The organism is Streptomyces sp. NPDC086077 (genome assembly GCF_040686175.1).
Classification (GTDB): Bacteria; Actinomycetota; Actinomycetes; order Streptomycetales; family Streptomycetaceae; genus Streptomyces.
On record NZ_JBFBJT010000189.1, the window covers coordinates 1 to 11,873 of the forward strand.

9 protein-coding genes are annotated in these 11,873 nt (G+C 75.1%); 1 reads left to right on the top strand and 8 read right to left on the bottom strand.

Annotated elements, in window-relative coordinates; all coding sequences use genetic code 11:
* Window positions 1–42: 42 nt before the first annotated feature.
* The 8 genes from AB0O67_RS33460 to AB0O67_RS33495 all read right to left on the bottom strand — a co-directional run bounded on the left by AB0O67_RS33460 (window position 43) and on the right by AB0O67_RS33495 (window position 10,292).
* Window positions 43–1,314 (bottom strand): ABC transporter substrate-binding protein, encoded by a 1,272-nt coding sequence (locus AB0O67_RS33460; protein WP_365458519.1) that lies wholly within the window; start codon window positions 1,312–1,314, stop codon window positions 43–45.
* Window positions 1,311–2,405 carry a branched-chain amino acid ABC transporter permease gene (locus tag AB0O67_RS33465; protein WP_365458522.1) on the bottom strand — a complete coding sequence of 365 codons (1,095 nt, stop codon included), beginning with the start codon at window positions 2,403–2,405 and terminating at the stop codon, window positions 1,311–1,313. Before AB0O67_RS33465 ends, AB0O67_RS33460 begins: the two co-directional genes overlap by 4 nt.
* Window positions 2,398–3,294 (bottom strand): branched-chain amino acid ABC transporter permease, encoded by an 897-nt coding sequence (locus tag AB0O67_RS33470; protein WP_365458525.1) that lies wholly within the window; start codon window positions 3,292–3,294, stop codon window positions 2,398–2,400. The genes AB0O67_RS33465 and AB0O67_RS33470 overlap by 8 nt, the downstream gene beginning before the upstream one ends.
* Window positions 3,291–4,088 carry an ABC transporter ATP-binding protein gene (locus tag AB0O67_RS33475; protein WP_365458528.1) on the bottom strand — a complete coding sequence of 266 codons (798 nt, stop codon included), beginning with the start codon at window positions 4,086–4,088 and terminating at the stop codon, window positions 3,291–3,293. Before AB0O67_RS33475 ends, AB0O67_RS33470 begins: the two co-directional genes overlap by 4 nt.
* Window positions 4,085–4,867: an ABC transporter ATP-binding protein gene (locus AB0O67_RS33480; RefSeq protein ID WP_365458531.1), complete on the bottom strand. Its 783-nt coding sequence runs from the start codon at window positions 4,865–4,867 to the stop codon at window positions 4,085–4,087. The genes AB0O67_RS33475 and AB0O67_RS33480 overlap by 4 nt, the downstream gene beginning before the upstream one ends.
* A 165-nt stretch (window positions 4,868–5,032) precedes the next feature.
* Window positions 5,033–6,292: a helix-turn-helix domain-containing protein gene (locus AB0O67_RS33485; protein WP_365458534.1), complete on the bottom strand. Its 1,260-nt coding sequence runs from the start codon at window positions 6,290–6,292 to the stop codon at window positions 5,033–5,035.
* Window positions 6,293–6,431: 139 nt separating this feature from the next.
* Window positions 6,432–9,164 carry a LuxR C-terminal-related transcriptional regulator gene (locus AB0O67_RS33490; RefSeq protein ID WP_365458537.1) on the bottom strand — a complete coding sequence of 911 codons (2,733 nt, stop codon included), beginning with the start codon at window positions 9,162–9,164 and terminating at the stop codon, window positions 6,432–6,434.
* 177 nt (window positions 9,165–9,341) lie between these two features.
* Window positions 9,342–10,292: an alpha/beta hydrolase gene (locus tag AB0O67_RS33495; RefSeq protein ID WP_365458540.1), complete on the bottom strand. Its 951-nt coding sequence runs from the start codon at window positions 10,290–10,292 to the stop codon at window positions 9,342–9,344.
* Window positions 10,293–10,927: 635 nt separating this feature from the next.
* On the opposite strand from AB0O67_RS33495, the gene AB0O67_RS33500 reads away from it, so the two are divergent.
* Window positions 10,928–11,818 carry a Gfo/Idh/MocA family oxidoreductase gene (locus tag AB0O67_RS33500; RefSeq protein ID WP_365458543.1) on the top strand — a complete coding sequence of 297 codons (891 nt, stop codon included), beginning with the start codon at window positions 10,928–10,930 and terminating at the stop codon, window positions 11,816–11,818.
* Window positions 11,819–11,873: the final 55 nt, after the last annotated feature.

Sequence of the window (11,873 nt, forward strand, 5' to 3'; positions counted from 1 at the left end):
GGTGCCGCGGGCCGGCCGGGGAGTGGGCCGGTGTCCGGGGGGTCAGCCTCCGAGGGACGCCACGTACTCGTCCACACCCGGTGCCTCGTGGGCCTCCTCCGCGATCACCAGCGCGCCCAGGGCCTTGGCGTCGGGGCGCAGGACGTAGGTGGACAGGCTGGCCGGGGCGTTGACGTCGGAGAAGTTCTGCGGGGTGCCGAGACCGGTGTCGACGTTCTTCTGGGAGCGGTGCGCCTTGACCACGTCCTCACGGGCGAGACTGCCCGCCTCGCAGGCCTTCTTGAGGTCGGCGCCCATGAGCTGGGCCGCGTTGTAGCCGGACAGGACACCGGAGTCGACCAGGGAGCCCGGGTACTTCTTCTCGTAGGCGGCCACCATGCTCTTGACGCCCGGGAGGTCCGAGCTGACGGCGGGCGCGGCGCTCACCACGTGCAGCATGGCCTCCAGCGCCTTGGCGGCGGGCGTCTTCATCAGCTGCGGCGCGAACCCCGGTGCGCTGCTGACGATCGGCACCCGAAGGCCACGGGAGGCGGCAACACCGGCCAGTGAGGCGGTCTGCGCGGGACCTGCGCTGACGAGGACGGCCTTCACCCCGGCCGCGCGCAGCGCCGACACCTGTGCCGTGAGATCCGTGTCCGTGGCCTTGATCTTCTGGCCGGTCACCGTGAGACCGGCGCGCTCGGCCGCCCAGGTGGAGCCCTCCAGCGCGTTGGCGCCGTAGTCGCCCTCGAAGTACACGTGGCCGATCTTGTCGCCCTTCTTCAGGCCCTTGGTGCGGGTCAGGAAGTCAACGGCGGCGATCATGTCGACGTCGTACGTGGTGCCGAGCACCTGGACCGAGTCCTTGCCGAGCAGCGAGGCCGCCCAGGCCTGCGGGAAGGTCAGCATGTGGTCCTGCTCGATGTCGTCGATCAGGGCCGCGACCACCGGTGATCCGATGACCTGGGGCAGTGCCACCACGTCCGCGGAGATGTCGGCGTACGCGGTGACCGCCTTCTGCACGTCGTAGCCGTGGTCCTCGACGACGATCTCGACCTTCCGGCCGCAGATCCCGCCGTCGGCGTTGGTCTCGTCGGCCCACATCTGCTGCGCCTGCACGATGCTCTTGCCGAGGGTGGCGTAGGGGCCGGTCAGGTCGGTCAGGGCGCCCAGTCTGACGGTCTTGTCGGTGACTCCCGGCCCGGACTTGACGCCGTCGGCGCCGTCGCCGCCGGCGTTGTCGCCGTCCGCCTTGGAGCTGCACCCCGTCGTGGCGAGCAGCAGTGCCGACAGGGCCGAGGCGAGGAGGATCCTGGTGGGGTGGGTGACGTTCACGGGGTGTGCTCCTTGGCTCGTACGGCGGTTGCGGGTGGGGCGAGGGTGGGGCGGCGGCGCAGGCGGACGCGCAGGCGTGCGGCCAGGCCGCGCAGACCGTCGGGGGCGTACAACAGGACCAGCACGATCGCCGCGCCGTAGAGGTAGCGGGCGGCCTCGGTCGGACCCACCGCTCCCCCGTCGGAGCCGGGTCCGGCGACCAGCGGGAGGTGGTCGGCGTAACGGGTCATCAGCAGCGGCAGGGCGATGACGAAGACGGCGCCCGCGGTGGCTCCGGCGACCGATCCCAGGCCACCGATGACGATCATGGCGAGGTAGTCGACCGAGAGGGCGAGCCCGAAGTAGTCGGGCACGATGCGGCGGAAGCCGAGGGCGAGCAGCGCCCCGGCCAGGCCCGCGTACATCGAGGAGACGACGAACGCCGCCGAACGGTGGCGGGCGACGTCGACCCCCATCACCGCGGCCGCGGTCTCGCTGTCGCGCAGGGCCACCAGCGCGCGCCCCGGGCGGCCCCGGAGCATGCCACGGGCGGTGTACCAGGTGAGGGCGAACAGCACGAGGCCGAGGTACCAGAGGCGTTCCTCGGCACCGAACGGCACGCCCAGCAGCACGACTTCGGGGTCGGCGTCCGCGAAGGTGAACCCGCCGAGGCTGAGCGGCGGCACGGTTCGGCCGTTGAAGCCGCCGGTCACGGAGTCCGCGGTCAGCAGGACGTGGTGGCCGAGGAAGACGAGGGCGAGGGTGGCGACGCCGAGGTAGATGCCGCGCACCCGGCCCGCGACGGGGCTGAACAGCCCGCCCGCGACGCCCGCCAGCAGCACCGCGAGCACCAGGGCGAGCGCGGAGGGCAGCCCGGGTCCGGGCTCCCCCGCGAGCCAGACGTAACCGTACGCGCCGACCGCCAGGAAGAAGGCGTGGCCCAGCGAGAGCTGGCCCGCGGTGCCGGCGAGGAGGTTGAGGCCGACGGCGCCGATCGCCGCCGCCATGGCGAACAGGCCGATGCGCAGCCAGAACGCGTCCAGGTAGAAGGGCAGCGCGCACAGCACGAGGACGGGCAGCGCGAGCCTGCCCCACTTCACGAGGTCAGACACGGACCGCTCCCTTCGCGCCGAACAGGCCCGTGGGGCGCACCAGCAGCACCAGGACCATCACGGCGTACGGGGCGACGTCCGCGAATCCCTCGCCCAGCACGTGCAGATCGGACTGGTATCCGGCGACGAGCGCCTCGGTCAGGCCGATGAGCAGGCTGCCGGCCAGGGCGCCCGGGGGTGAGACCATGCCGCCGAGGACCGCGGCCGGGAATGCCTTCAGGGCGATCTGCCCGGTGGTGCGCTCCAGGCCGGGCGCCGGGAACGCGGCGAGGAACAGCGCCGCCAGCGCGGCCAGTCCGCCCGCCAGGCACCAGGCGATCATGCGGACCCGGGTGAGCCGTACGCCCATCAGCGACGCCGCTTCCACGTCCTCCGCCGCCGCGCGCAGCGACAGCCCCCAGGAGGTGTGACGGAAGAGCGCGAAGACCGCCCCGATGACGACCGCGGACACCACGATGGCGGCGAGCCGGCTGTCGGCGACGGTCACCGGCCCGAACGCGCGCACCGAGTCGCCCCAGGGGTCGCCGAGGGTGAGCAGGTCGCCGCCGATGCGCCGGGCCAGGTCGGTGAGCAGGACGATGTCGACGCCGATGGTGGCGATGGTCGCCACGTGCGCGGCGCGCGGGTCCTGGCCGATGCGCTGGAGCAGCAGCCGGTCCACGGCTCCGGCGACGGCGGCCGTGGCGAGCACGGCGAGCGCGAGGGCGCCGGCGAAGCCGAGGTCGTCGTGGAGTACGGCGGTGAGGTAGCCGCCGAGCAGCAGCAGTGAGCCGTGGGCGAAGTTGAGCACGCCCGAGGCCTTGAAGATGATGACGAAGCCCAGGGCGACCAAGGCGTAGACCGAGCCCAGGGCGAGCCCGCCGAGGACGTGGTCGAGCAGTCCGGTCATGCGGCGCCCTCCTGAGGGTTCCCGGTGCCGAGGTAGGCCCGCAGCACCTCGGGGTCCCGCTGGACCTCCTCGGGGCTGCCGTGGGCGATGCGGCGGCCGAAGTCGAGGACGGTGACCTCGTCGGCGAGCCGCATCACCAGGCCCATGTCGTGCTCCACGAGCAGTACGGAGAGCCCGAGATGGGCCCGCACGTCCCGTACGACCTCGGCGGTGCGGACGCGTTCGGCGGCGTTCATGCCGGCCACCGGCTCGTCGAGCAGCAGCACCCGTGGTTCCAGGCAGAGGGCGCGGGCGAACTCGACGCGTTTGCGGTCGCCGTACGAAAGGGCCGCGACGGGGGTGTCGAAGTGCGCCCCCAGGCCGACGAGTTCGGCGATCTCCCGGGCCCGGGCGCGGTGTTCGCGCTGCTCGCGTACGGCGCTGGGCAGGCGCAGCGCGCTGGCGGCGAAGCCGGCCCGGGAAAGGGCGTGCCGGCCGAGCAGCAGGTTGTCGGCGACCGAGCCTTCGGTGGTGACGATGTTCTGGAAGGTGCGGGCGACGCCGAGGGCGGCGATCCGGTGCGGGGCGAGCCGGGTGAGTTCGGTGCCGCCGAGCCGGACGGTGCCGGTGGCGGGGCGGCACAGGCCCGACAGGACGTTGAAGCAGGTGGACTTGCCCGCCCCGTTGGGGCCGATGAGGGCGTGCACCGTGCCCGGGGCGACGGTGAGGGAGAGGCCGTCGAGGGCGGTGAGTCCGGCGAACCGGACGGTGACGTCGTGGACCTCGAGGACGGGCGGGTCGGTGCGGGCGCTCACGCGGCCCCCTGCTCGTCGGCGGCCTCGCCGAGGTAGAGACGGCGTACCGCGTCCGTCCGCGCGAGTTCCGCGGCCGGGCCGGACAGGCGTACCTCGCCGACCTCCAGGACGTGGGCATGGTCGGCGAGCGACAGCGCCATGCCGGCGTTCTGCTCGACCAGCAGGACGGCGGTGCCCTGGGCGTTGATCTCGCGGATCACCTCGGCGATCCGCTCCACCATGCGCGGGGCGAGGCCCAGGGACGGCTCGTCGAGCAGGAGCAGGCGCGGCGCGGCCATCAGGGCGCGGCCGATGGCCAGCATCTGCTGTTCCCCTCCGGACAGCAGACCGGCGGCCTGGCCGGTGCGTTCGGCGAGCAGGGGGAAGAGCGCGAACACGCGGTCGCGGGCCTCCCGCACCAGCGCCGGGCTGCGCCGGCCGAGGCCGAGGCCTCCCGCGCGCAGGTTCTCGTCAACGGTGAGCCCGGCGAACACCCGCCTTCCCTCGGGTACTTGGACGACTCCGGCGCGGACCGCCGCGACCGGGTCCTGGCCGTCGAGCGTGGTGTCGCCGTAGCGGATACGGCCGGCGGTGACCGCGCCGCGGTGCAGGCGCAGGGTTCCCGACACGGCGCGCAGCAGCGTCGACTTGCCCGCGCCGTTGGCGCCGAGCAGGGCGACGACCGCGCCGGGCGGGACCGTCAGGGAGACCTGGCGGAGGGCGGACAGGGCGCGGCCGTACATGACGTCGAGTTTCTCGACGCGCAGGACGGCGCGATCGTCCGGTGGTGCTTCGGGCATCACGACTCCTCGGATCCGCGCCTGTCGGCGCGGGCTTCGGGGGGAAGGGGTGCTCACGACAGCACGGGCGGTGAAGAGCGGTACAGGCCTGGGGGCGCGGTCGGGGCGAGGTCCCAAGCGCGCGGTTGCCGGGTTGTGCGGATGCCCAGGGGGCGGTGGTGCGGCTCAGGGCCGCAGCAGGCGGCGGGCGGTCAGCGCCAGGCTGATCTCGACCAGGTCGGAGGGGCGGGACAGGGACCGGCCCGTCAGGTGCTCGAAGCGGCGGATGCGGTTCAGGACGGTGTTGCGATGGCAGTACAGCCGGCGGCCGGCTCGCTGGGCCGAGCCGTCGCAGTCCAGCCAGGCGGTCAGGGTGTCCAGCAGTACGTCGCGGTCGGCGGGCTCCAGGCGCGACAGCGGGCCGAGGACCTGGTCGGCGAGGGCGGTGCCGAGTTCGTGGCCGGAGATGACCAGGGCCGCGGGCAGGTGCGCGGCCAGCCGGACCGTGCCCCCCTCCTCGGGGCAGATCCGCAGCGCGGTGTCGGCCTGGCGCCGGGCGCCGCCCACCGCGGCCAGTCCCTCGACGGCCCCGCCCACACCGATGCGTACGCCCGGATGCGGGGAGGCGGGTTCCGGAAGCTCGCCCTCCGCCAGCGGGACTATGCCGTAGTCCACCTCGACGGCCGTGTGCCAGTGCACGCGCACACCCTCGGGGGCCACCGCGGACCGGGCCGCCGCACATCCCTCGGCCGTGCCGCCGGTGACGGCGACGACCACGTACCGGCCCTGCTCCGGAAGCTCCAGGGCCCGGGCGGCCTCGGGCAGGTCGGCGATGCGGGCGGCGCCGTCGAGGAGGGCGGCGGTCAGCAGTCGCACCCGGTTCTCGCGCCGCCAGGTCAGCTGCCGCTCGGTCTGCCGGTAGGCCTCGGCCACGAGGGTGCAGTGCTCGTCGACGAAGTTCCACATGTCGGACGCCACGTGCACCAGGAGCCGTACGTCCTCCGGTGCCGTCCGTGAGGTCTCCTCGACCAGGCTCTGCCACACCAGGGAGCCGCCGAGCCGGAACGCGTGCAGCAACGCGTCGAGCGGCAGGCCCTGTTCGGCGCGGGTGGCACCGATCCGCCAGGTGCAGCGGCGGGCCGCGTCCCGGGTGCCGCGTGGGTCGAGCAAGGAGGCCACGCTGTGCCGCAGCGAGCGCTGCGCCTCCTGCCAGGTCGTGCCGGGGTCGTTCTCCATGGCGGCCCGGTAGGCCGGTTCCTGGTCCTGCAGGACGGCCACGAGCCGGTCGGTCAGCTCGGGCAGGTCGGCCAGCAGGACCCGGGCCGCGCGGTGCAGGACACGCAGGGCGTCGGCGTCGATCAGCGACCGGCCGGGCCGCGTCCGCGGCTGCGGCACGGCTCCCGGTGCGCTGCGGAACGCCGTTCGTGGCCGAAGGGCTTGCTGCATCGCGGTTCCCCCCAGGGTGTGGGCCGACGGCGCCCACGCGCGAAACCACCCGCCGGTTCCCCGTCGGCCGGGCAGTCCGCGCGCCGGCCGGCGGCTGACTCGTGCTGCCCCGAAGAATGACATACCGCCCGGTCGGTCCCTAGAGGCGTGCACCGGACTTCTCGGCCTGTTCGACGATGCGGGCCAGCTCCACCCGGGAGCGCACACCGAGCGCGGCGTAGACGTTGCGCAGGTGGTAGTCGATGGTGCGGGTGCTCACCGACAGGCTACGGGCCACCTCCCGGTTCGTGGCGCCGTCGGCCACACATCGCGCGATCCGCCACTGCTGGGGCGTCAGCCGGGCCAGCGCCCCGGGTCCCTCCCCGCTCGGCGCGGCTCCGTTCGCCCGCAGCTCACCGCGTGCCTGCCGCGCCCAGACCCCGGCGCCACAGCGCTCGAAGCCCACCAGCGCGGCCCCGAGCCGGTCGCGCGCCTCCCGCAGCCGGCGCCTGCGGCGCAGCCATTTCCCGTACAGCAGCTCGGTCCTGGCGCGTTCGAAGTCGCCGGCGGTGTGCTCGTGCAGGTCCAGTGCGCGCAGGTAGAGCTCGTCGGCGTCCTCCGGCCCGGCCAGCAGGGCGCGGCAGCGCAGCAGTTGGGCCGGGGCGTGCGGGTCGGCGCCGAGACCGGCCCAGACTTCGAGGTCCGCGACGATCGGCCGCGCCTCCTGCGGACGTCCGGCGAGCACGGCGGCCTCCACGTAACAGGGCACCGCGAGCATCCAGACCGCGAAGTGCCCGCGCCGGGGACCGGGCCGCACCAGCGGTCCGAGCCGGTCGGCGGCGTCCAGCGGGCGCCCGCGTCCCAGGTCGGCCCGGGCCGCGGCCCAGTGCGCGAGGGTGGCCGCCTGGGCCAGGCCGTGCCGGCGGGCGGTCGCGAGCGCGGCCGACACATGCCCGGTGACGACGTCCGGCTCCCCCTCGATCGACGCCGCCAGGGCGAGTACGGCGTGATGGTGGGCGGCCGTGTTGCGCTGCCCGGCCCGCTCGGCGGCGCGCAGCCCCTCCTCGGCGTGCGTCCGGGCCTGGGCGTGCCATCCGGCGCGGAGTTCGGCGTAGGCGAGGTACTCCAGGGCGCGGGGTTCGAGCGCGCCGGATCCGCGGTTCCTGGCCGCCGCGAGGGCGCGGGTGCCGGCCCGCACGGCGGACGCCGGGTCGCCCAGCAGCAGGGCGGCCGCCACGGACCTGAGCAGGGTGTCGGGCCGGTCGCCGGTGAGGGCGTGCCCGACCACCCGCCGCAGGTGCGGTTCCGCCGCGTCGAAGCGGCCTTCGAGTACGGCGCGCATGCCGAGGCGGTAGTCCCGCGCCGGCCCGTGAGGGGCCCGCCCGGCGTCCGTGTCGTCCTGGGTCAGCGCCTCGTGACACTCCGTCATGCGGCCCGCCGCCCACGCCGCGTCGGCGGCGGCCAGCGTGGCGGCGGCCGACCGGGCGGGCGCGGTCCCGGCCAGCAACCGGGCGGCGGAGAGCAGGGAGGCGTGGGCGTCGGTGACCGGTCCGTCGTACCGCTCGGCGATCCCCCGTACGAGTTCTGCGCGCCCGCGCACGGCCGGCGGGGTCGCCTCTCCGGGCGGTTCGGGGAGCAGCCGGAGCGCGTGCCGGGAGTTCCCGGCGAGCAGGGCCTGTTCGGCGGCGTCCGTACGGCGGTCCGCCCGGAGCGTGGCCTGCGGGGTCAGCTCGGCGGCACGGGCGTGGGCGACGGAGCGCAGCCGGGCCGAGGCCGAGGCCGTCGCGGCGGCGGCCGACAGTTCCTCCGCGAGGAGTGGTTCGCAACCGGTGGCGGCCCAGGCCCGGTGGAGCAGCGCGAGCAGGCGGTGCCCGGCGGCCTCGTGGGCCCGGGCGAGGGCGCGGTGCGCGGCGCGGCGGCGGTCGGGAGCGGCGCCGGCGTGGACGGCCCGGCGGACCAGGCCCGAGTGGAAGCGGAACCGTCCGTCGGTCAGGGCCAGCGCCTCGGGGAACGGATCCCGGCCGAGAGCGGGGCCGTTCAGGGCGCGCTGGACGAGGCCGGCGTCGACGTCCCCCGCGTCCGGTTCCCGCAGGGCGGCGGCGACCGTCAGCAGCAGGTCGTCCGCGTCGGCCCACGCCGTCCCGCCCGGGCACCGGCCCACCACGCCGGTCAGCGCGGCGGCGTCGGCCAGCGGCCTGGCAGGCACGCGTTCGCCGGACAGTTCGGCGGGCGAGAGACGGCGCAGCAGGGCCAGCAGCAGGGCGGGGTTGCCCGCCGCCTCCTCCAGGAGGTCCGCCCGGAGTTCGGGTGGGACCTCCCCGCCCGTGGCCTCGTCGAGGAGGGCGTCGGCGTCCGCCGTGGAGAGCGGGTGCAGGCGCAGTACGGGCAGACCGGCGAAGTCGCGGGCGAGCGGGCCGCGCGTGGAGAGCAGCAGGCCGACGCGGCCCGCCGTGTGCAGCCGGCGGGCCGCGCACGCCAGCGCGGTGCGCGAGGCGGGGTCCCAGAGGTGCACGTCGTCGACGCAGACGAGCAGGGGGGCGTGTGCGGCCGTGGCGCGCAGGGCGTCCAGCAGGTCACCGGCCGCCGTGTCCGCCGTGACGTCCTCCTTGGGGGCGCCCTTTCCGGGGGCGCCCGCGCTGCGCCGCAGGGCGCGAAGGTCGGCGTACGGGCGTCCGGGGGCGGTGGGGTCCGTGCGGACGTGGAGGACGGGGCCGGCGGTGAAGGTGCGGGCCGCGTGGTGCAGGAGGGTGGTGCGGCCGAGGCCGGGCTCCCCGGTCACGGCGAGTACGGCGCCGCCCGATGCGAGCCGGTCCGACAGCGCCTCCACCGCGTGCAGTCGGGAGCGGCGGCCGTACAGCTGTGGGGGTGCCGTCGCGGTCGTCTGTCCGGTCATTCCCGTGACGCTACGGGCGAGTAGCGAGGCCCGGAAGCCGAACGTCCGCGAGCGAACGGCGACTTGTGCGGCCTATGACCTGCCCGTTCACCCGGTGGAGCGGGCGAACGGCGTGTGCCCGCGCCCAGCCGGACCGATGTCCGCCGGGGCACGGGCACAGCGTGCCGGGCCGGTGGGTCAGGAGGTGTGCGGGCAGTTGCCCCGGTACTCCTCGATGGTCAGGCTCGGGCGGGGCAGCGGGCACAGGAACTGCTCGTAGCGGGTGTCGTTGTCGATGAACCGCTTGAGCCAGGACACGCTGTACTTCGCGATCGTCGTGTTGGACGTGTTCGGGGAGAAGTGGGTGGCGTTGTTCAGCTCCAGGTAGGCGCGGTCCAGGGAGCCGCGCAGGCTGTTGTAGAAGGGCTCGGCGTGGGAGGCGACCGGGGCGATCGAGTCGCCGTCGGCGCCCACGATCAGCGTCGGTGTGGTGAGCTCGGGCCAGCTCTTGTCGAGGTTCCAGGGCGTCAGCGGGATCGCGGCCTGGAGGGCGGGACGGGTCTTGGCGGCCTCCAGACTGCCGCCGCCACCCATGGAGTGGCCCATCACGCCGAGCCGGGTGCTGTCGACGCGGCTGCGGACCGAGCTGCGCTCGGTGAGGTAGTCCAGGGCGGCGAGGAGCTGGCGGCCCCGGGAGTCCGGCTGGTCGAGCGTGGTGAGGGTGTCGATGGTGAACACCACGAAGCCCTGGGAGGCCAGGCGCGGGCCGAGCCAGGAGATGGAGGACTGGGTGCCGGTGTAGCCGGGCGAGATGGCCACGGCGCCGAAGGTGCCGTCCGCGGTGGTGGCCGGGTAGTAGATCGTGCCGCCGCCGAAGCCGGTGACGGCGAGGGAGGAGACGGTGGTGTCGGAGACGGAGTAGTGGCCGCGGGCCGCCTCGATGCTGGAGGTGCTCGGGGCCGGGCCGCGCTCGTACGGGTTGTCGGCCGCGTGGGCGCCGGGGCTCGTCAGGGTGCTGAGCCCGACGACGGCGGCGATCGCCGCGGCGGCTCCGGCGAGCCGGCGCGCACGGCGGCCGGCGCCTCTGCGCGACGGGGTGGAGACGGGGGTGGCGGGGGTGGAGGGGGTGGTGCGCGGGTGCTGCAGCACGACGAGTCGTCCTCTCGATCGTGGCGAGCCGCCCGCCCGGGGCACAGGAAGCACCATGCACTGCCCATGGGTCCCCCCGGCGGGGCGCCGCCGACTGACTGGCCGTGCCACTGTCGAGGGGGACCGCAGCTGGAGGGACCGGCAAAGTCACCAGTCTTGCGGGAGGCGAGAGGCGGGCTTCCGATGCAGGGCGTCGGGCGCCGTGCGTCGGGCGGGCCTCGGGTCAGCATCGGTGGCCGACTGCCGCCAGCTCTCGGCAGACCTGCGTCAGGGCAACCTCACAAGCCGCCCCTCGGCAGCCCCTGCGCCGCCCCCCCCAACGCCCTCGGGTCGCGCCGCGCCGCGCCGACGGACGATCCCGGGAGGTGCACATTGCCCCCGGCAGCCGGGCAGCCGGGCCACTCACTGTCCGCCGGCGGAAGGCGCGCGGGCGCAGTGCGCGGAATCTCTCACCCCGGCGCACCCCCATACACCCCCGGCGCCAGGGCCGGCCCCCGTGCGATCCCCGACGCCTCCGCACCCACCGCCTGCGTCAGCGCGCGGTATCCCTTTCCGCCATTCGTGTGACACTCTCAGCCAGACCGGCGGCATTCGTGCCGGTCCTCGCGATGTTCGGACCGTGGGAGAGGCAACGCATGCGTATCGGACTGCTCGGCACCGGCCCCTGGGCGCAGATGGTGCATGCCCCCGCCCTGAGCGGACACGACGAGCTGGACTTCGTCGGGGTGTGGGGCCGCCGCCCGGCCGCCGCCAAGGAGCTGGCGGAGCGTCATGGCACGCGCGCCTACGACGACGTGGACGCCCTGCTCGACGAGGTGGACGCGGTGGCCGTCGCGCTGCCCCCGGCCGTGCAGGCGGACCTCGCCGTGCGGGCGGCGCGGGCGGAGTGTCATCTGCTGCTCGACAAGCCCCTCGCCCCGACGGTCGCCGAGGGGCGGGCCGTGGCCGAGGCCGCGCGCCGGTCGGGTGTCGCCTCGGTCGTCTTCTTCACCACGCGCTTCCAGAGCGAGCCCGAGGCATGGATCGCCGAGCAGGCCGCGAGCGACGGCTGGTTCGTGGGCCGCGCCCAGTGGCTGGGCGCGGTGTTCAGCAGCGACGACAGCCCGTTCGCCGCGTCACCGTGGCGGCGCGAGAAGGGCGCCCTGTGGGACGTGGGCCCCCACGCCCTGTCGGTGCTGCTGCCGGTCCTCGGCGACGTGACCGGCGTGCCGGCCGCGGCGCACGGCCCGCAGGACACCGTGCACGCCGTCCTCGACCACGTCACCGGCGCCTCCAGCACCCTGACCCTCAGCCTCACCGCCCCGCCCGCGGCGGCGGGCACCGCCGTCGAACTGCGTGGCGCGAGCGGGGTGACGGCTCTCCCGGAGAGCACCGAGGGCGCGCTGCCCGCGTTCTCCCGGGCCGCCGACGCGCTGCTCACCGCCGCCCGCACCGGCCGTCCGCACGCGTGCGACGCGGGGTTCGGGCTGCGGGTCACCGAGATCCTTGCGTCGGTGCAGGACGTGCTCGACCGGCCCGTCGACTGAGCCGCCCAGCGCACGACAGAGCGGGGGGCACGGAACGGACGCCGATTTTTCATTC

Coding starts and splice junctions, on each gene's coding strand:
- AB0O67_RS33470 (WP_365458525.1), bottom strand. CDS start 3,294: ATGACCGGACTGCTCGACCACGTCCTCGGCGGGCTCGCCCTGGGCTCG.
- AB0O67_RS33480 (WP_365458531.1), bottom strand. CDS start 4,867: ATGCCCGAAGCACCACCGGACGATCGCGCCGTCCTGCGCGTCGAGAAA.
- AB0O67_RS33485 (WP_365458534.1), bottom strand. CDS start 6,292: ATGCAGCAAGCCCTTCGGCCACGAACGGCGTTCCGCAGCGCACCGGGA.
- AB0O67_RS33490 (WP_365458537.1), bottom strand. CDS start 9,164: ATGACCGGACAGACGACCGCGACGGCACCCCCACAGCTGTACGGCCGC.
- AB0O67_RS33500 (WP_365458543.1), top strand. CDS start 10,928: ATGCGTATCGGACTGCTCGGCACCGGCCCCTGGGCGCAGATGGTGCAT.